33 protein-coding genes are annotated in these 17451 nt (G+C 70.0%); 26 read left to right on the top strand and 7 right to left on the bottom strand.

Annotation, left to right across the window (positions count from 1 at the left end):
• Positions 1–22: 22 nt before the first annotated feature.
• The 5 genes from MQP27_RS10010 to MQP27_RS09990 all read right to left on the bottom strand — a co-directional run bounded on the left by MQP27_RS10010 (position 23) and on the right by MQP27_RS09990 (position 4612).
• Positions 23–655, bottom strand: a complete 633-nt coding sequence (locus MQP27_RS10010) for a nucleotidyltransferase family protein (RefSeq protein WP_372511171.1) — start codon at positions 653–655, stop codon at positions 23–25.
• A complete protein-coding gene (locus tag MQP27_RS10005; protein ID WP_242764026.1) occupies positions 610–1770 on the bottom strand; it encodes a magnesium and cobalt transport protein CorA in 1161 nt (386 codons plus the stop codon). The genes MQP27_RS10010 and MQP27_RS10005 overlap by 46 nt, the downstream gene beginning before the upstream one ends.
• Before the next feature lie 134 nt (positions 1771–1904).
• Entirely contained in the window at positions 1905–3140 is a 1236-nt protein-coding gene (locus MQP27_RS10000; protein WP_242764024.1) for a site-specific integrase, read from the bottom strand.
• A 26-nt stretch (positions 3141–3166) separates the two neighbouring features.
• Complete coding sequence (locus MQP27_RS09995) at positions 3167–3958, bottom strand: hypothetical protein (RefSeq protein WP_242764022.1); 792 nt, start codon at positions 3956–3958, stop codon at positions 3167–3169.
• Between the two features lie 129 nt (positions 3959–4087).
• On the bottom strand, positions 4088–4612 hold the full coding sequence (locus tag MQP27_RS09990) for a hypothetical protein (RefSeq protein WP_242764020.1): 525 nt from the start codon (positions 4610–4612) through the stop codon (positions 4088–4090).
• Between the two features lie 169 nt (positions 4613–4781).
• Here MQP27_RS09990 and MQP27_RS09985 point away from each other — a divergent pair, with 169 nt between their 5' ends.
• From MQP27_RS09985 to MQP27_RS09870, 24 genes are all read left to right on the top strand, one after another.
• Positions 4782–5021: a helix-turn-helix domain-containing protein gene (locus MQP27_RS09985; RefSeq protein ID WP_242764018.1), complete on the top strand. Its 240-nt coding sequence runs from the start codon at positions 4782–4784 to the stop codon at positions 5019–5021.
• Positions 5021–5230 carry a helix-turn-helix domain-containing protein gene (locus tag MQP27_RS09980; protein WP_242764016.1) on the top strand — a complete coding sequence of 70 codons (210 nt, stop codon included), beginning with the start codon at positions 5021–5023 and terminating at the stop codon, positions 5228–5230. The genes MQP27_RS09985 and MQP27_RS09980 overlap by 1 nt, the downstream gene beginning before the upstream one ends.
• Positions 5231–5440: 210 nt before the next feature.
• Positions 5441–5794 (top strand): hypothetical protein, encoded by a 354-nt coding sequence (locus MQP27_RS09975; protein WP_242764014.1) that lies wholly within the window; start codon positions 5441–5443, stop codon positions 5792–5794.
• A complete protein-coding gene (locus MQP27_RS09970) occupies positions 5791–6594 on the top strand; it encodes a hypothetical protein (protein WP_242764012.1) in 804 nt (267 codons plus the stop codon). The genes MQP27_RS09975 and MQP27_RS09970 overlap by 4 nt, the downstream gene beginning before the upstream one ends.
• Positions 6591–6911, top strand: coding sequence for a hypothetical protein (locus tag MQP27_RS09965; RefSeq protein ID WP_242764010.1), 321 nt, complete (start codon positions 6591–6593; stop codon positions 6909–6911). The genes MQP27_RS09970 and MQP27_RS09965 overlap by 4 nt, the downstream gene beginning before the upstream one ends.
• Positions 6911–7156 (top strand): hypothetical protein, encoded by a 246-nt coding sequence (locus tag MQP27_RS09960; protein WP_242764008.1) that lies wholly within the window; start codon positions 6911–6913, stop codon positions 7154–7156. Before MQP27_RS09965 ends, MQP27_RS09960 begins: the two co-directional genes overlap by 1 nt.
• Positions 7153–8034 (top strand): Rad52/Rad22 family DNA repair protein, encoded by an 882-nt coding sequence (locus MQP27_RS09955; RefSeq protein WP_242764006.1) that lies wholly within the window; start codon positions 7153–7155, stop codon positions 8032–8034. The genes MQP27_RS09960 and MQP27_RS09955 overlap by 4 nt, the downstream gene beginning before the upstream one ends.
• A complete protein-coding gene (locus MQP27_RS09950; RefSeq protein ID WP_242764004.1) occupies positions 8031–8684 on the top strand; it encodes a hypothetical protein in 654 nt (217 codons plus the stop codon). Before MQP27_RS09955 ends, MQP27_RS09950 begins: the two co-directional genes overlap by 4 nt.
• A complete protein-coding gene (locus MQP27_RS09945; RefSeq protein WP_242764002.1) occupies positions 8684–8995 on the top strand; it encodes a hypothetical protein in 312 nt (103 codons plus the stop codon). The genes MQP27_RS09950 and MQP27_RS09945 overlap by 1 nt, the downstream gene beginning before the upstream one ends.
• Positions 8992–9276: a hypothetical protein gene (locus MQP27_RS09940; protein ID WP_242764000.1), complete on the top strand. Its 285-nt coding sequence runs from the start codon at positions 8992–8994 to the stop codon at positions 9274–9276. Before MQP27_RS09945 ends, MQP27_RS09940 begins: the two co-directional genes overlap by 4 nt.
• Positions 9276–9755 carry a WhiB family transcriptional regulator gene (locus MQP27_RS09935; RefSeq protein ID WP_242763998.1) on the top strand — a complete coding sequence of 160 codons (480 nt, stop codon included), beginning with the start codon at positions 9276–9278 and terminating at the stop codon, positions 9753–9755. The genes MQP27_RS09940 and MQP27_RS09935 overlap by 1 nt, the downstream gene beginning before the upstream one ends.
• Positions 9752–9973 (top strand): hypothetical protein, encoded by a 222-nt coding sequence (locus MQP27_RS09930; RefSeq protein ID WP_242763996.1) that lies wholly within the window; start codon positions 9752–9754, stop codon positions 9971–9973. Before MQP27_RS09935 ends, MQP27_RS09930 begins: the two co-directional genes overlap by 4 nt.
• On the top strand, positions 9973–10278 hold the full coding sequence (locus tag MQP27_RS09925) for a hypothetical protein (protein ID WP_242763993.1): 306 nt from the start codon (positions 9973–9975) through the stop codon (positions 10276–10278). The genes MQP27_RS09930 and MQP27_RS09925 overlap by 1 nt, the downstream gene beginning before the upstream one ends.
• Before the next feature lie 109 nt (positions 10279–10387).
• On the top strand, positions 10388–10606 hold the full coding sequence (locus MQP27_RS09920) for a helix-turn-helix domain-containing protein (RefSeq protein WP_242763990.1): 219 nt from the start codon (positions 10388–10390) through the stop codon (positions 10604–10606).
• The gene (locus tag MQP27_RS09915) at positions 10606–10854 is read left to right on the top strand and encodes a hypothetical protein (protein ID WP_242763987.1); all 249 of its coding nucleotides are present in this window, start codon (positions 10606–10608) and stop codon (positions 10852–10854) included. Before MQP27_RS09920 ends, MQP27_RS09915 begins: the two co-directional genes overlap by 1 nt.
• On the top strand, positions 10851–11276 hold the full coding sequence (locus MQP27_RS09910; RefSeq protein ID WP_242763984.1) for a hypothetical protein: 426 nt from the start codon (positions 10851–10853) through the stop codon (positions 11274–11276). Before MQP27_RS09915 ends, MQP27_RS09910 begins: the two co-directional genes overlap by 4 nt.
• 57 nt (positions 11277–11333) lie before the next feature.
• A complete protein-coding gene (locus tag MQP27_RS09905; RefSeq protein WP_242763981.1) occupies positions 11334–12194 on the top strand; it encodes a hypothetical protein in 861 nt (286 codons plus the stop codon).
• On the top strand, positions 12191–12418 hold the full coding sequence (locus MQP27_RS09900) for a helix-turn-helix domain-containing protein (protein ID WP_242763979.1): 228 nt from the start codon (positions 12191–12193) through the stop codon (positions 12416–12418). The genes MQP27_RS09905 and MQP27_RS09900 overlap by 4 nt, the downstream gene beginning before the upstream one ends.
• A 50-nt stretch (positions 12419–12468) precedes the next feature.
• Positions 12469–13086, top strand: coding sequence for a hypothetical protein (locus MQP27_RS09895; RefSeq protein WP_242763976.1), 618 nt, complete (start codon positions 12469–12471; stop codon positions 13084–13086).
• Positions 13083–13667 (top strand): Lsr2 family DNA-binding protein, encoded by a 585-nt coding sequence (locus MQP27_RS09890; protein WP_242763973.1) that lies wholly within the window; start codon positions 13083–13085, stop codon positions 13665–13667. Before MQP27_RS09895 ends, MQP27_RS09890 begins: the two co-directional genes overlap by 4 nt.
• 139 nt (positions 13668–13806) lie before the next feature.
• A complete protein-coding gene (locus MQP27_RS09885) occupies positions 13807–14160 on the top strand; it encodes a hypothetical protein (RefSeq protein WP_242763970.1) in 354 nt (117 codons plus the stop codon).
• Positions 14157–14639: a hypothetical protein gene (locus MQP27_RS09880; RefSeq protein WP_242763967.1), complete on the top strand. Its 483-nt coding sequence runs from the start codon at positions 14157–14159 to the stop codon at positions 14637–14639. The genes MQP27_RS09885 and MQP27_RS09880 overlap by 4 nt, the downstream gene beginning before the upstream one ends.
• A 23-nt stretch (positions 14640–14662) precedes the next feature.
• The gene (locus MQP27_RS09875; RefSeq protein ID WP_242763964.1) at positions 14663–14869 is read left to right on the top strand and encodes a hypothetical protein; all 207 of its coding nucleotides are present in this window, start codon (positions 14663–14665) and stop codon (positions 14867–14869) included.
• A gap of 124 nt (positions 14870–14993) precedes the next feature.
• Positions 14994–15797 carry a hypothetical protein gene (locus MQP27_RS09870; protein ID WP_242763961.1) on the top strand — a complete coding sequence of 268 codons (804 nt, stop codon included), beginning with the start codon at positions 14994–14996 and terminating at the stop codon, positions 15795–15797.
• Between the two features lie 283 nt (positions 15798–16080).
• On the opposite strand, the gene MQP27_RS09865 is transcribed toward MQP27_RS09870, so the two are convergent.
• Positions 16081–16515 carry a DUF6233 domain-containing protein gene (locus MQP27_RS09865; RefSeq protein ID WP_242763959.1) on the bottom strand — a complete coding sequence of 145 codons (435 nt, stop codon included), beginning with the start codon at positions 16513–16515 and terminating at the stop codon, positions 16081–16083.
• Between the two features lie 59 nt (positions 16516–16574).
• Positions 16575–16874, bottom strand: coding sequence for a helix-turn-helix domain-containing protein (locus tag MQP27_RS09860; protein WP_242763956.1), 300 nt, complete (start codon positions 16872–16874; stop codon positions 16575–16577).
• 160 nt (positions 16875–17034) lie between these two features.
• On the opposite strand from MQP27_RS09860, the gene MQP27_RS09855 reads away from it, so the two are divergent.
• Both MQP27_RS09855 and MQP27_RS09850 read left to right on the top strand, forming a co-directional pair.
• Positions 17035–17223, top strand: coding sequence for a hypothetical protein (locus tag MQP27_RS09855; protein WP_242763954.1), 189 nt, complete (start codon positions 17035–17037; stop codon positions 17221–17223).
• Positions 17223–17414 (top strand): hypothetical protein, encoded by a 192-nt coding sequence (locus tag MQP27_RS09850; protein WP_242763951.1) that lies wholly within the window; start codon positions 17223–17225, stop codon positions 17412–17414. The genes MQP27_RS09855 and MQP27_RS09850 overlap by 1 nt, the downstream gene beginning before the upstream one ends.
• Positions 17415–17451: the final 37 nt, after the last annotated feature.

Genomic DNA, 17451 nt, shown 5'->3' with positions numbered 1-17451 from the left:
GGCGCGGCGGAGTTCAGGGAGTTCACGCCGCGCCGGACGGCCACTCCAGCACGGTCAGCTCCGGCCACTCCCGTCGCCATCGCGCCGTCTTCGCCTCGTACACCGACCGCGGCGCGAGCACGGGATTGGGCCGGACGACGAGGTTGAACACGTCCGACAGCCCGTGCGGCGCGTACACCCGCCAGCGGCCGTCGCTCTCCAGACGGACACCCAGACAGCAGGTCGTCGCGACGAAGCTGTCGATCGCCGCCTCGCACGACTCGTACGGCGGGCACGGCACCCCGAACTTCTCCTCGTACCAGAGGTGAACCCGCGCCTCGTTGCGCACCTCGACCTCGGCCGCCAGCCCGGCGAACACCTCCCGCCCGGCCCTGATCACCGCGTCCTCCGCCTCCCAGGACAGGTCGCCGGCGTCGAAGTAGAAGACGTCGTAGTCCTTGATGCCGTGGGTCGGCGGCCGGCCGGTGACCACGTTCCACACCGTCTGGAAGAGGCACCCCGCCGTCACGTACCAGCCGGGCAGGTCCAGCGCGGCGGTCCGGGTCAGTACCTCCATCAGCACGTCGTTCCGCGTCAACACCGTGCGGAGGGAGTCGAGTTGCTCGTCGCTCAGAGCCAGTCCTTGCGTTTGAAGATGATGTACAGGCTGCCGCAGATGGCGGCCATCAGGAGTACCGCGAAAGGGTAGCCGAGCAGCCAGTGCAGCTCCGGCATGTGGTCGAAGTTCATGCCGTAGATCGTCCCGACCAGCGTCGGGGCGAAGAGGATCGCCGCCCAGGACGAGATGCGCTTGATCTCCTCGTTCTGTTCGAACCCCGCCTCCGCCAACGCCCGCATCTCCGCGTTCTGTTGCTGCGTGACGAGGGTCGCGTTCACCGTGAGGATGTCGGTCAGGGCCTGCCGGAAGCCGTCGACGCGCTCGCTGGTGTGGGTGACGTGGTCGGCGACGTCGCGCAGGTAGCGCTGGAGTTCCTCGTCCGTGCCGTACTTGGAGAAACCGGCGATCAGGCCGTGCAGCATGCCGACCAGGGGGCGGGTCGCGCGCTGGAACTCGACCATTTCCCGGGAGAGTTCGTAGATACGGCGGGACACCGCAGGGTCGCCGCGGAAGACCTCCGTCTCGATCTCGTCGATGTCGTTCTGGACCCCGGCCACCACCGGCGCGTACCCGTCGACCACCGCGTCGAGGATCGCGTACAGCACCGCCTCCGGGCCCAGCTTCAACAGCTCCGGCGTCTCCTCCATACGGCGGCGGACCGCGGAGAGGTCGGGGGCCGCGCCGTGCCGGACCGTGATCACGAAGTCGGGGCCGACGAACACGTGCAGCTCGCCGAAGTCGACCTCCTCCGGGGCGTCCAGGTAGCGGGCCGCGCGCAGGACGACGAAGAGCGTCTCGCCGTAACGCTCCAGCTTCGGGCGCTGATGGGCCTCCATCGCGTCCTCGACCGCCAGCGGATGGAGGTCGAACTCGGCGGCCAGGGAGAGGAGTTCGCTCTCGGTGGGTCGCGCGAGGCCGATCCAGGCCATGCCGGACGGCGTCTCGCGCAGCTCCCGGAAGGTCTCCGTGAGCGTCGCCGGGGAGGACACGCGGACGCCGTCGCTGTACAGGGCGGCCTGCACGACGCTGGCCACCTCGGCGGGCTCGGCGGACGCCGGCTCGGCCGGCTTCGGGGCGGTGTCGGACGTGGGCGGCTGCGGGGGAGTGAGGGCTCGGCGCCAGACCGATCTCATGGCGCTCTTCGCGGCCGGACGGGCGCGTCGCTCGGACATGCGGCTGCCTCCCGGGTCGAACCTGCGGCTGCGTGATCCCGGGCAGGATATACGGGGGATCCTACGGTCTGGTGAACTTGGCCAGGTGAGAGGCCATATCGGCTGATCAAGATGCCCTCTCTTCTCACAAAATCTCACACACCATCCGAGTCGGCGCTATGGAAGGAATCCCACGCTGCCGCTGCCGGCCGCAGGTCCTCCACGTCCGGGTGGACGTACTTGGCCTTGGTGAAGGACGCGTTCGTGTGGCCTGCCCACCGGGCGAGGACCACGTCCGGCACCCCGGACACCGCCAGGTAGGTGAGGCACGAGTGCCGGGCGTCGTACAGGCGCACTCTGCGTATGCCGAGCTGGCTCATCAGCCGGTAGGCGTGCTCGCGCAGCTGCCGTGTGTTGAGCGGCTCGCCGAGGGCATCCACGATCACATAGCCGGAATCCGTGTAGGCCTCGCCCGCCGCCAGCTTCTCGGCCGCCTGCCTCGCCCGGAACTTCTTCAGGGCCTCAGCTCCCTTGGTCGGCAGCGGCAGCGCCCGGTCGCCCGCCTCCGTCTTCGTATCCTTCTCCACCACCGTGTGGTTTCTGATCATCGTGCGCGTGTTGGCGGTCTCCAGGGTGCCGAGCTTCAGGTCGATATCCGACCACCGCAGGCCGCACACCTCGGCCGGTCGCAGGCCCATCAGGCTGAGCAGCATCGGCGCGTAGAGCCGGTCGCCCTCGATGCCCCTGATGAAGGCCTGCACCTCGGCCACGTTCCACGGCTTCGCCCGCCGGCGCTCCTTGCGGTCCCGCTTCTTCGCCTGGTGGGAGATCTTGACGAACTGAGCGGGGTTGGCTGCGATCAGCTTCCGCACCACCGCGCGCGACAGGCACTCCCTAAGCCGGGCCAGGATCGCATCCACCGTGGACACGGCGAGCCCGGTCCCCGCCTTTCCTGCCCGACGACGCCCGGAGACGATGAGGCTGTCGATGAAAGCCTGGACGTCGTCCTCGGTGAGCGCCTGGAGCCGGACGTGGCCGAGCTTCTCGCGCGTGTGGATGAACAGCTTCCGATAGGTGTCGAGCGTGGTCTCCTCGACGTCGCGCGCCTTGAGGTCGAGCCAGGTGTCGATCCACTCGGCGACCGTGACATCGCTGGGTGCGATGAATGTGCCGGTGACCATCTGGCCGCGGATGCGGTCTAGTTCGTCCTGTACCTCCGTCTTCTTGTCCTTGGTGATCGTCAGCTGTTTGCGCTTCAGCACCGGTTTCCCGGTCGCCTCGTCGACGACCGGGTTACCGAAAGCGTCCTTCTTCGGCTCGTAGCCGATGTCGACCACCGTGCGGTATCTGGTCTTGCCGCCTTTTAGGATCACCTTCTTGATCTCGGGCACTGGCTCCTTCTCTCTGGTGGTGAGGGTCAACCACCTCCCGCGAGGCAGACCGCGAGGTTCAGGAGCGGCAACACGGCGAGCCTGAGGCACAGGGCTGGGGAGGTGGAGGGTGGTGAGGACGGGGTGGCGCTGTTCGATGGCGGAGGCGCGCTGCTGGGGGGCGGGCTCGGCTCGGCGTCTCCCGATGATGCCGTACCGGGCGGCTGGTGCTCGGTTTCGAGGGGTGGCCCCGAGGCACCCCCGTTCGAGGTGGGTAAGGCGCCGGCGGGCGGAAACGTCGTGGGGCTGGCGCTGGCCGACGGTCCGGCGGTCGCCGATGGGCTGGCGACGGGCGGGTGGGCTGGCGCTGGTGTGGAGCTGGTGGAGCGGGTCACCGTGTAGGTCACCGTCGGTGCGGAGGACGGTGGCTGCTGCTCGTCGTCCGCCTGTCGCTCAACGATGATCAGGACGATGGCGGTTGCTACGACGAGGGTGGCCGCGGCGGCACTTGCGATCAGCTGGGGGCGGTGTGTCCGCCAAGCATGGCGCGTCGTGTCGGTGACGGCCGCGGCGATGCCGCTGAGGCCTCCGATGTAGAGGCCCAAGTGCCGCTTGCGTCGTACGGGCTGAGGCTGAGTCTCCAGTCCTGTTCCGTCCGCGGCCGGGGCCGCGAGGTTTGGTTCCTCCGGTACGCCCTTGAGGGCGTGCAGTATCCATTCGCTGTTGCGCTCGGCACGCATGTCACTGAGCTGCCGGGAGAGTTGCCTCTCCCGCCGGAAAAGCAGCGCAACGATGATGAAGTTGGTGCTGAGCCCAGCCGCGAGAATGACGTAGATCATTCTCTTCCCCTGTGCACGGTTGGTCTCGGTCTCCGCACAGGTCGGCGCTTCTGTGCGGGGTACACACGATGCGACAGAAGTTGACTCAGGGTGCACAAGTAAACACGTTTCGTGGCCGAAACGTTACTTTCAGCCCGTGCGCGGAGGGTTCTCCTGTACGGGATGGGCTACGGGGAGTACTGCCGCCCCGGCGTCCTCCAGTGCGCCGGCCTCGACACGCTCCGCCAGCCTTCGCAACGCGGGACCGCGGTCGCGCGCCGGAAGCTGCTGGAGCATTTCGAGGATGATGCGCTGCCGCTCGGCGCCCAGTTGAGCGAGCGGATCCGGGAGGCTCGCTGCAGCGCCGGCCCTCTGGATCTGGATCTCGCGAAGGATGTTCGCCGCGTCGTCGCGGCCGGCCTCCGTGAGCCTGTCGGGAGTGACGCCGACCGTGTAGGCCATGTGCGCCAGCGTCCTGGCGGGCGCCGCTACACGGTCGGACTCGCCGACCTTGCCTCTGAAGCCCTTCTCGATCTGTCGCCAGCGGAACCCCTTGATCCGTACGGGGGTTTGCTCTGCGGCTTCTTCGGGGCTGAGGCCGCGTGCCTGTCGGGCCAGACGGATGAGGTCTGCCTCGGGCGGCGGCTGGGGGGTGCCGTGCTCGGGCGAGCCCATGACTACGTCCTCCTACTCTTGTCGACTTTCGTCAACTTCCGTCAACTCTCCCAGGTGTAGGCGCTTGCCCCCAAGCCGAGAACCCCACCGCACAACTCCTTCACAAACGGGTTTCTACTTCTCGCTACTTGTGGCTTGACTGTCTTCTACTTTCATCTACTCTTGAGTCATGTCACCACCCACTCAAGACCCGAAGCGCCTCAGACGGCGGCGGATCGAGGCGGGCCTGAACAAGAAGGAACTGGCCATGGCGGCCGGGATCCATCCGTCGTACGTGACGTGGCTCGAACGAGGAGATCGCGGAGCCTCGCCCCGAGTCCTCAAGCGACTGTCCAAGGCCCTCCAGTGCGAGATCGCCGACCTGATGCCTCCGGAACCGAACGAAGACGAAGAGGCAGGTGCGGTCTGATGGCCGAGGAAGACGTCCCCACGCTCGATGAGGTCCGCAGGTGGCCGGCCACGGTCAGCGTGCCGAAGGCCGCCACCGCGCTCGGCATCTCCAAGAGCCACCTGCACGCCCTGATCAAGCGGGGCGAGTCGCCCGTGAAGGTCCTGCCGCTCGACGGTCGGCACCGCGTCGTCACGGCGGCGCTGGTCCGGCTGCTGGAAGCGGCCTGATGCGGGCTCGGATCCGAGGACTCCTCGGCTGGGTGTGTCCGACCTGCGAGCACCGGAATCCGAAGCACCGGATGCAGTGCCGGAAGTGCCGCAGGGACCGCCCGCTGGGCGCCTGATCCCTCCCCCCGAAACGCGCCGAAGGGCCGCCCGCTTGCAGGCCCGGCGACCCCACGACTCGGCGCCTCCACCACCAAGAAAGCAGAGGTCACCGTGACCACAGAGGTTACCCAGGCTCCCGCCGAGAACGGCGTGAGCGTCCAGCGTCAGAACTACTTCAGGGCGCTGTCACTGGCCGAGCAGATCCTGAGCGAGACGGCCAAGCTCCCCACGAACTTCGACGTCATCGTGCACCCGTGGACGCCGGACGCCCCGGTGCTGCGCTTCTACTTCCACATGGACGTGCCGGGGCTGAGGCAGTTCCGGGACGACCAGATGCTGACCGAGACCCGGGAGGACCGGGCCGATTCCGTCTACATCGAAGCCACGCGGGACAACGTCGACGGCGTGCGCGTGGTCGCGTGGACCCTGCTCACCGCTGATGGGAACGCGGCGGTGTCGGCATGACGATCTCGCCGCTCGCCTTGAAGGCGAAGAAGGTGATCGAGGCCGCGTGGCTGCACGGCCCGTCGTACGACCTGGCGTCGCAGGCCGCGTTCGCGCTGGAGTCGGCGCAGCTGCTCCAGTCACCGGAGACGGCCGCCGAGCACGCGCAGCTGCTGGCCCGGCTCACGGACGCGGACCGGGCGCCGAGCGGGCCGAAGTCGACGCCGGAGACCCGGCTGGAGCAGTACGCCGACCGCCCTCAGCGTGGATTCAACTGCGGTACGGAGCAGGCGCTGTACGAGATCGCCATCGGCCTGCGGAGCGTCCTGTACGACACGCGCCTTCGGCGGGACGACGCCCGCGCCGGACGCGAGGACGCCGAGCAGGAGGCCGAGCGACTGAGGGCGTCGCTGCGGGAAGCGTGCGACCAGATCGCCGCCCTGGAGTCGGACTTGGGTGGTGCCACCGCTCGGGTCGCCGAGCTGGAGCAGCAGCTGTCCGTGAGGGACCGCCCGGTCGACGAGGACCCCATCGCGTTCGCGCTGACCAACAGGGCCGTCGTTCCGGCGGGGTTCTGCCGGAACGAGAGCCCCTACGGCCGCCGGTGCGATCTCACCGCCGGACACGACGGTGACCACGCCATGGCTGATGGCGCTGGTGGGCACTTCGGATGGCCCGCGTCGGACGAGGACGCGACTCCGCAGGTGCGAAAGCTGCGCGAGCTCCTCGCCGGGCAGCGCGCGGCCGTCGAGGACCAGCACGACTCACCGCTGCACCACGACTACCGGATCGGCCGGGACATGCCGGAGGTACGCCCGTGAGCGACCCGACCGTGACCCCGCGCGACCTCGCGGAGAAGAGCACCGTGCAGAGCGGCGACGCCACTCCCGAGACCAAGCGCAAGGCCCCCGAGTGGCCGGACGACTGGGACCAGGTCCTCGACCACGCCATCCGCACATGGAGCGGCGAGTGGTCGCCCCAGCGGGTCGTGTGGCTCTACCTCGCCCGCTACGGCCGCGGCATGTACCGCGGCGACGCCCGCCGGTTCCTCTCCGAGCGCGCGCACGCCGGATTCCTGACGCTGCACGACGGAAACCGCCGCTTCTACACCCTCAACACCCGGAAGGACAGCCGCTGATGGCCACCGGACCCGAGCACTACGAACAGGCCGAGGAACTCCTCGCCGTGGCCGCGGACTACGACCAGGACGGCGCGAAAGAGACCGGCGACCGGTGCCGGACCGAGGCTCTCGTGCGCGCCCTCCTCGCCAACACCGCCGCCACCGCCATGCAGACCGCCGTCGACGGCTCCGAGCCCGGCATGAGCCCTCGCGAGTTCGCGGAGTGGCACCGCGTCGCCGGAGCGAAGGGAGCGACCTCTTGAGCGCCGCACCCGGTCGTCTGACCGATCAGCAAGTCTCGTTCCTGCTCCAGCCGATCAACGGCAACCGTGTCCGCAACCTCCGCGGTATGTCCCACCTCGAAGCGTGGGACGTGCGCCGTCAGCTGATCCGTATCTTCGGGTTCGAGGGCTTCGCCGTGGAGACCCAGGCCCTGGACCTGGTGCATGAGCACGGCAACCCGAACTACCGGAAGAAGAACAAGGCCGGCGAGGAGTACGGGCCGACCTACACCGCGTGGACGATCGTGTACCGGGCTCAGGTCCGGCTCACCGTGAAGACCACCACCGGACAGACCATCGCGACGTTCGAGGACGCTGCCGCTGGCGACGCGGTCAACCAGCCGTCTGTGGGCGACGCGCACGACCTCGCGATGAAGACCGCGCTGTCCCAGGCCCTGAAGCGGTGCGCGGTCAACCTGGGCGACCAGTTCGGACTGTCGCTGTACAACGACGGCTCGCGCAACGCCGTGGTCATGCGGTCGCTCGCGTACATGGGTGAGCCCGTGAAGGAATCCGAGGACGCCCCCGTCGGTCCGGAGCAAACGCCGGAGGGAGCGGCCGAGCCCGACTCGGCACCAACGCCATCCGGCAGCGCGTTGCCCCCACCTGAGCCCGAGCCTCAGCACACGGCCACCGCAGCAGCGCCGCCCCAGCAGCAGCGCCCGGGCGCCATGCCGACGGCCGGGCCCGGCGAGCGTCAGGGCGCCCTCGACGCCATGTGGGAGGCCGCCCGAGCCGTCAACTTCACCGAAGGCCTGCCCGCGCAGTTCCAGACCGCCTTCGGTCACCCCATCGAGCAGGGAACCGTCGCCGAGTTCCGGCAGGCCCGTGACCTCATGACTGGGAGCAACGCCGCATGAGCAACCTCCGCGAACTGGCCCTCGAAGAGGCCACGCTGAAGGCCCTCGCCGACGTCGTCAACGACCGGCTCAAGGCCATCCGAGCACAGACACAGAGCGGACTCGACGAGGCCGACGAGCAGACAGGTACGCGGCAGATCGTCGCCAAGCTGCCCGACGGGACGTCGATCGCCACTTTGTCCCTCACCGACCCGAAGCCCGAGGCCAAGGTCACCGACGCCGAGGCGTTCCAGTCGTGGGTGATGGAAGCCTTCCCCGGGGAGATCGAGCGACGGTTCGTCGCCGAGGTGCGGCCCGCGTTCGTCGACAAGGTGCTCGGCGAGATGACGGCCGCCGGAGTTGCCCGCGTCGTGGACAAGGAGACAGGCGAGCTGCACGACGTGCCGGGCGTCGAGGTGAAGGCGACCCGCTCACGCAACCACTCGCTCCGCTTCAAGCCCGAGGGCCGTGAGGCGGTCGCGAAGGCGTGGCAGTCGGGCGCGCTGGCCCTGCCGGGCGTATCGCCGGCGGCCGTCGAGTCGGGCGAGGCGGCCGAGTTGAAGAAGCTGCGTGAGCGGGACGCGTGGCTGTCGTCGCTGGAGGCTGCCGGCGTCGACAACTGGTCCGGCATGGAGCACGCGGTCGCGCTGCACAACGGCGGTGACGAGTGATGTTCGTCCGTCGCAGTACGTACCGCGCGCTCCAGGCCCGTTACGAGGCGGAGGTCAAGGGCACCGCAGAGCTGAGTTGCTCGATCGTCCGCCTCACCACCGAGGTTGACGGGCTGCGCAAGGAGCTGGAGGCCAAGGACCCCGGCCCCATCGCGATGGGGCGCCGGGAGGCGGACCTCCACCACCGACTCGGCCTCGCCCAGCAGGCGCACCGAGCCCTGGACGAGCAACTCCGGCCGCTCCAAGCCGCGAACGAGGCCATGGCCGCCGAGCTGCGCGCTCTGCGCGAAGGATCGGAGGCCCGCGCATGAGCCCCCTCCACCGGCTGCTCGATCGCGTCCTGCCGCCGACCGGCACTCACCGCGGCCGCCGCGCGAACACGGCCCCGGAGCGCATTGAGGTCCCCCTCGACAGCCTCCTCGGACCACAGTTGCCCGCGTTCGTCGACGTGCCGCACGGGGCGGTCGCCCCGCAGTCCTTCCGCTACTGCCCGCCGTGCGGCGGGGACGTCGCGGTCGTGCTGCATCCCGGCGACACCCATCGGTGCGAGGCCGGCCACTTCACCATCCCGACGACCAACGGGGAGCGCTGATGGTCTTCCGCCAGCACCCGGACACGCTGCCCAACGGCCTCGCTTGGGCCGAGAACGCCGCTTGCCGGGGCGAGGACCTGAACCTGTTCTTCACTCAGGACAAGGCCAAAGTCGCCCGGGCCAAGGCGATCTGCGGGAGGTGCCAGGTCCGTTCGCAGTGCCTCGCTGAGGCCCTCCAGGCCGAGACCGACTCGCGATACGGCGTGTACGGCGCACTGACCGAGGACGAGCGCAGCGAACTCGTGAACGGCCGCCCGCGGGGCCAGCGCGGCAAGAAGGGAACCGGCGGGAAGCCGCTGGCTCCATGCGGTACGCGCGGGGCGTACGACCGGCATGTGCGCAACGGCGAGCCGATCGACCAGGCGTGCCAGGAGGCGCACGACGCACATCTCTCCGTCCAACGGGAGCGCCAGGCGGCCCGGCGCGCGGCCCGGCGCGCGGCCCGGCGCGCGGCCCGGCGCGTGGCGGCTGTGCCGTGACGTCCGAGCAGCCCGAGGACGACGGCCTGGTCCTGCCGCTCCTCGACTGGCGGGACTCCTCGCACTGGTCGCAGATCGCGAAGCCGTGCCGCTACTGCGAGGAGCCCACCCAGATGCGCGACTCGAAGTACAAGCCGGCGCACAAGCTCTGCGCCGAACGCGCCCTTGCTCAACAGGCCGCCGAAGCGGCCGACGCCTACCAGATCGGAAAGAACTGATGGCCTACATCGGGCACCGCTGCAAGTGCGGGCACAGCGACCTCCACCACACCCAGGACGGCACCGGGAAGACCCTCGGCCGCTGCACGGCCGACTACGGCAAAGGGTGCTCGCGGGGCTGCAGCAGGAGCATTCCCGAGCCCGAGGTGATCCCGAGCTTCGACGGCAAGGGCCGCGTTGTGGAGCGGGTCATCGAGCCCGGCGACGGGCTCGCCTCCATGAGCGACAGCCCGACCGTCAGGACGTGCCCCTGCGAGGCATGCGTGGCCCTCTATGCACAGGTCACCGCCACACAGCCCGCCTGACCACGCGGCCGCACGCTCAGGGCGCCCCCACGCCCGCGGCCGCCACCCCGGGAGCCCGCGCCCCCCAGCGCGGGCTCCCGGACCCGCATCGACCCCAGACAGGAACACCATGACCGATCCCGCCCCGGGCGCCGTCCTCAGAGGCGAACGCCGTGAGGAAGTCGCCCGCCGCGCCGCCGAGTTGTACCTCGCGGGCTGCTCGATCAAGTCCACCGGCCGACAGATCGGCCGCTCGTACGGTGCCACGCACACCCTGCTCCTGGAGGCCGGCGTCACGCTCCGGCCCCGCGGCGGCATGCGCACCCGCGCCGGATCGGCGGACCGCTGATGGCCCGCTCAATCGGCATGGCCGCCGATGCCACCGTGTACCGCGCGGTCATCGAGTTCACGAACCGGGACGGCACCAAGGACACGAAGCACGAGGGCCCGTACGGCTCCATCGCGGCTGCTCGTGCCCGCGTCTCGTTCTGGGCCAACTACTTGGCCGACCGCGACGAAGAGACCGGCGAGCGCACCGGCACCAGCCGCGCGAGCGGCTACGTCGAGCGCGGCAGCGTCGAGTGGGAGCGGGCATGACGCGCTACTTCCACGGCGGCATACCTGACCTGAAGCCCGGCGACCTGATCACCCCGCACGCGCCGAACGTCGTCGACGGCTGCGCGATCTGTGCCGCCAAGGCCGCAGGACAGCAGCCCGTCGTCGAGGGCCTCGGCGTTGTCGACCCGCTCACCGAACGCACCGACCGCGTGTACGTGACCAGCGACCGCGAGTACGCCCGCTTCTACGCCTCGAAGTACCCGCTCGGCGACCTATACGTCATCCAGCCGGTCGGCGAGCTGGAGCCGTCCATGGAGGACCACTTCCCCTCCTGGACAGTCCTGGCCGCGCGCGTCGTCAGCGTCTACGACCGCGCCGTACGGCTCACCCCGCACCGCCGCAGGACGCTGCTCCGCCGCTGGCAGATCGCGGACCTCAAGCACGCGCGCGCCCGCGAGTAGACGCCTCGCACGGATCTTGCCGTATCGGTTCCGCAACATCACGGAAAGCAGAGGCAGTTGAGCAACGCCGAGCAGGACCCTCGCGCCCCAGGCAGCGTGCCGAACGCCTTCGGCAACGCGCTGGCCTGGCGTTGGGCACGCGAGATGCCCAGGGCCCTCAAACCCGGCCTGCTCACACTGCTCTACGCCCTGCGCGCCATGGCCAACGCCTCCGGCGAGCTCCGCTTCGGGAGCGGCAAGCCCATCCGGATCCAGGACCTCGCGAAGGCCGCCGGCGCCGACGAGCGGGACGTCCGCGACCGCCTGGAGGCAGCGATCCGGGCGGGGGTCGTCAGGGTCCTCGGGGAGCGCCGCCGGGGCCGTCCCGCGCTGTACGCCCTCGCCATGGCTCCGTGCCCGGACTGGGCTGCCGCGGTGGCCTACCTCGACGGCGTGAAGCAGCTGCGCGAGGAGGCGAAGAAGGAGCGCGCGGCGAAGAAGGGGGCGGCTCTGAAGGCGGGTCCGTGGGCCGACGAGGAGGCCGACAAGTTCGAGGGGCGGACCCCTGAACTTCCCGGCACAGAGTTCGAGGGACCGACCCCAGAAGTTACCGCCGGTACGCGAAACGAAGTTCAGGGGACCGACCCCCGATTGAGTTCGGGGGACCGACCCCCGAATGGTTCAGGGGACCGACCCCCGAACAACCCAGGTAGTAACCAAGGGTCTTTCCATGAGGTGGCTGAGGTTGTTGATCAACCTCAGGTGGATGGGACGCCAGGGACTCCCGACAGCGACCTCCACGACAACCAGCACCCCAACGCCCAGACGTCCGGCTGGACCCTCTGCGCCCGCTGCGGCGACCCCATGCTCCCGCGCTACGGCCGCACCACCCACGCCCACTGCCAGCCCATCACCGAACCCGACAGGACCGCGTCATGAGCACCACCGACGCCGACGACATCCGCGCCGTCGTCCACGACCGCCTCCCCGACACCGGGCTCAGCCGCACCGCACGCCGCACCGCCACCCGACAACTCACCGCCGCCGGCGCCCCCGCCGACGAGATCGCCCGACTCATCGGCGTCACCGAACGCACCGTCTACCGCTACCGCGCCGCCGACCGCCGACACGACACACACGAAACCCAGACCAGCAGCACCTGACCCGCCGTTCATCCGGTTCCGCCCGCCATCGCGCACAGAGAGAAACGATCATGATCGACCGTCTCAGCCTCACCCGCGACCAGCTCGCCGCGCTCCTCGCCCACCACGCCGACGTCCTCGCCGCCGGGTTCCGCGCCGATCTGTCCACCGCGATCCCGGAAGACCAGGAGGGGATTGGTCGTGCGGCTGGCCTCCTGGACCTGCATGCTCAGCGCCTGACCGCCGACGAAGAGACCGTGGCGGTAGCCGAGCTCCTCGACTCGATGATGACGTGCCCGGTCGACCAGCCGGCCGTGGAGCCTGCCGACCAGCCGCGGCTGTTCCACCTCCAGCGCGACCACGACGTCTCCGGTGTCTCTGGCACCGGCCGCGTCGCCAACGGCGTCCTCTGGCCCGACGGCACGGTATCGCTGCGCTGGATAGGCGAGCGCCCGTCCACCGTCCACTGGGACCGCCTCGCCGACGCCAAGCACGTCCACGGCCACGGTGGGGCCACGCGGATCGTGTGGGCCGAGGAGCAGCTCGCTGCACTGACCGAGGCCGACCGCCGCTTCCTGACCTTCGCCCTCGACCAGGCCGCCGAGGAGATGTCCCTCGGCGACGGCTTCACCGATGCCGACCAGTCCGCGCTGGACAAACTCCGCCGCATCGCCAACGAGCAGCCGTGACCATCGCCGCCCTGCGCCGCCTCCTCGACGAGATCGACGAGCAGGGCGGCCCCGAGGCCGCACGCCACTGGCGCCTCCAAATCCCCGACGAGCTGCCCGACGAAAGGACCAGCGCACCCATGTCCCAGCCCATCCCGACCGCCCCGGCCCCGATCGTCGACGTCCAGCTCAAGACGTCCGCCGACGTCCGCCTCCGCGAGCCCGAGAACCTCCCAGTCGGCCAACTCCTCAAGTGGGGCGACAACCACCCCGACCCCGACATCCAGGACCAAGCCGCCCGTGCCCGCGCCACGTTGGCCGGCCTCCGCCAACGCCACGCCGCCGACCAGGAGCTGACCGCGATCACCACGGAGGCCGAGCAGCTGGAGAAGCGCCTCGCCGAACTCCGCGCGCGTGAAGCCGAGCTGGCGCCCAAGCCGAAGCGGAAGCCCACCTCGTACGTCCGCGACTACGACACCCGCGAGGTCCGCGCCTGGGCCGACGCGAACGGCATCGACTGCCCCCGCGTCGGCCAGCTCCCGAAGCGCGTCCTCGACGCCTGGCGCGCGTCCCGGCCGCAGGCCTCCGAGGAGCCGCAGTGATCGCCGTCCTCGGGTTCGTCGCCCTCGTCGTCCTGTGGACCGCTGCGCCACTGATCGCGCTGGCCCCACGCCGAAGCCCAGGCCCGTCGTGGGCCCGCGGCCCCATCCGTGCCGCCCTCTACGCCCGCCGGAGCACCCGATGAGACGCACCACCCACTTCCTCGCAGCCCTCTACACCGTCCTCGCCCTCGGCCTCCTCCGCTGCGCCCTCGTCAGCTACCAGGCCGACGCCTGGGGCTACACCGCCTTCTTCACCGCGGCCTCCATCGGCTCGGCCCTCGCGATCGTCCACGGCTCGTGGCTCCTCGACGAGTACCGCCACCTCCTCGCCCGCGCCGACGCCGACAACCGGGCACACGCCCGCGCCAACGCGAACGACGACGAGACCGTGCGCCGCGTCCTCTCGGCTGCCTGCTGCGAGACCTGGTGGACGTCCTGCGGCTTCCACCACGACCCGACCTGCCCCAACGACCAGCACCGGAGCAACGCATGACCGACCGCCTGACTGCCGACACGATCACCAGCGACCAACTCACCGACCTGTACGAGCGCCTGGCGCAGACCGAGGAACTCCTCCGCGTTGCGAACGACACTTCCAACCGGTCCGAGGCCGAGCGCGCTAAGGCAGTGAGGCGCGCCAAGCTGGCCGACTCGGTGACCGCTGAGACGAAGCGGCTGATGGAGCGCCGCACGACGACTCTGCGCGAGCGCGCCGAGCGGGCCGAGGCCACCAACGCCCGCGTGCGCTCCCTGGCCGAGCAGTGGGTGAAGGCCGGGCCGCCGCCGCTCGGCACGTCCATGTCCCGCTGGTGGGACGCCCGCCTCGCCGAGCTGCGCACCGCCGTCATCAACGAGCCCGACCACGGCGCCGAGGACACCACCACGTTCCTCGTCGACCGCCCGTTCCGCTCCCACCGCACGTCCGCCTGCGGCTGCACGTACGGCGAGCGCTGCCCCAACTGTCGCGACTGACCAGGACCACGGAGGACTGACCCATGCCCGAGATCACGGACGAGCAGCGCGACCGGATGCTCGAACGCATCGTCACCGTCGTCGCCGAGATCCGGAAGATGGCCGAACTCGTCGCGCCCGCCATCGTCGCCGCCGTCGCCCAGATGAAAGAGGCGATGGACGGGCTGCGCGAGGCCGGACTCCTCGACGAGGACTACAAGCCCATCAAGCCCACCGACCGGCCCGCCTGACAGTCCCCATACGGGCCACCGCGCCGCCGCTGAGCATGCGGAAGGGGCGCGCTCAACGTCTCCCCAGACCAGCGCGCCCCCAGGCGGAGATCACCATACGCCCCACAAGCACCCGGAGCGCACGATGACCACCGCCCCCCAGCACCTCCTCACCGTCCTGCGACACTGGTCCGACCTCCAAGACGCCCTCGGTGCCCAGACCGCCCCCGTCTGGCCCCCCGCCGGCCGCATGTCCGACTTCCTTCGCGCCCTGGACCAGCGCGACGCCGAAGAGGTCGCCTACGAGCGCTCGCAGGCCCTTCTCGATCGCATCCTGGAGCGGGCCGACAGCGCCTCGGACGCCCCCGGCGAGCGGCCCATCCCGATCCGGCTGACCATCCACGAGACGATGCGCGTCGTCCAGGCCTCCCTGGTCCACTGCGCCGACGTCACCGCGGCCGCCGTGCAGCGCTCCCCGATGCCCGGCCCGCCCGCCCACTGGCCGGCCGCCGACCGTACCCGCCGTGAACTCCTCGCCCTCCGGGACTCCAAGGACCCGCGCCGTTGGAAGTTCGTCGGTGACCGTACGGCCGTCGACGCCGCGCTGTGGCTGTACTGCCGCGTCACCGACCAGCACGGCCCCTTCCGGCCGCTCTCCGAGGCGCAGCGGGGGCAGATCGCCAACGTGGCGGCGGGAGCAGCCGAGCGCGTCGAGCAGGCCCTGGACGTCGGCGAGCGCACTGTCCCGCTCACGCGCCCCTGCCCGGAGTGCGGCGGCCGCATCGAGATGCACGGAGGGGCTGGCGTCTCACCAATCGCTCGCTGTACCTCCTGTGGGCACATCTGGACCGAACAGCCCAACCCCGCCGCGTTGTTCAAAAAGGATCAGCCGGAAACCTGCATGAGGTTCAGGCAGAAGGACACAAGTCAATCAGCCGAGAGCCACTGAGCCTCCCGAAACCAGCTTGGCGGCAGTCCGGGAGGCCTTCAGCGGTTCAACCAGATGGATCCGAGCAGGGTAGGTGAACCACCTTGAATTGCGATTGCCCTCCTGGCAGGGCTCAAACCCGTAAGAAGACAATCCGTCGCGTAGTGCACACGGCGCTCTTCAGCGCGACCCGGGGTGCCGCGTATGGACTCGGGGTTGCCGCAGCGAGTGGCCTCGCTGCTTGGTGGGCCAGCACTCGCTAGGCAGTTCAGCGCCGAGCCCCCGCACCCGGCGGTGCGGGGGCTCAGTCGAGGATGCCCAGCTCGGTGTCCGGGCGGCAGAACGCGCACGCGTCGAGCTGGGCATCCGTGAGGGCCAACCGTGCCTCCTGCGGCTTCACCGGATGCGTGAGGTAGGCCGTCATCTGGCAGTCGTCCATATGTACCTTGGCCTCGATCGGCCCGTCCGGCGTCCGCCGCTGCTCGATCATGAACCCCGTGGAGCCGCGCTCGCTGCGAGTTGGTGAAGGCCCCAGCGCGGTCGGACGCACGGCCGCGTGGCGAGGCTGCGGGGTGCCGGCCTTCACGGGCTGCCCAGCCTCGGCCACTGCCAGGGCGCGGCGTACGGCGTCCGCCTGGAGCCGCAGGTAGATGACCACGGCCTCTTCCTCGGCGAGCTGCTTGTCCAGGAACGCCAGGATCGCTGGCAGGCGGGGCGGATCAGGGGGCAGCTCGTGCATGTGTTCGATTCAAACATCAAGCCCCCGCCTGGTCGAGGTGGGGGCTCGCGTGCGGTCGTCTACTGCTCGGTCTGGTCCTTCTTCGGCCGGGTGGTGCCCGAGCCTTTGTAGCCGCGGAACACGTCCTGGACGGTGCTGAGCTTGATCTTGAGGTAGTCCGCGATCTCCCGGTACGACATGCCCTCGCCGTCGGCGTTGAGCTCGCGGATGAGCTCGGATCGCTCCTTGGACCACTCTGGGTTCCGGCGCACCTGCTCGGCCATGATCCGGCTCTTCGCGCGCACTCGCTCCACGCGATCAGTGATCTGCTCGACCGCATCCAGGGCGTCCGACACGCGGCGCACCTCCTCGTCGCTCATCCCGGCCCTTTCATTCCGGTGGGCCGCTTGCTCTGGACTGTAGGGGACCCCTACAGTCATGGGCAAGCAGCACGCGCTGCACAACAGTGAGCCCCCGACCCGGAGTTGCCGCTCCATATGGGCCGGGGGCGCCCACCTTCAACACCACGAAGAGGCAGGCATGCCCGAGCGTATCCACCGGCCCCCTGACCAGCCCAGCCCCGTCGTCGAGGACGCGCACGCCACCGCGCCCCAGCTCCTCGCGCGAGCCCACGTCGACTACCAGCACAGCCAGTACGCCACCCAGGAGCACCAGGCCCAGGGCGGCGCCGGCGTCCGCGAGGGCGTCCTCCCGGGAGGTTCGAGCTGATGAGCCTCCGCGACATCGCCCGCAGCCTCCGGCCGGGCAACGACCAGCAGCTGGCCACCGACCTCAGCACCCAGCGCCGCCAAGGCCACCACCGCAGCGTCGGCAAGGCCGCGGCCGAGGGCCAGGCCTGGGAGGACCGCGACCGCAAGCTCGACCGACTCGGCGACCGCCAAACCGACTGGGACGACTGACCATCACCGACCGGCCGGGCCCGCGAAATCCCCCACG

The organism is Streptomyces cylindrosporus, from assembly GCF_022698165.1.
Taxonomy (GTDB): Bacteria; Actinomycetota; Actinomycetes; order Streptomycetales; family Streptomycetaceae; genus Streptomyces; species Streptomyces cylindrosporus.
This window is presented reverse-complemented; position numbering and strand designations above follow the sequence as displayed.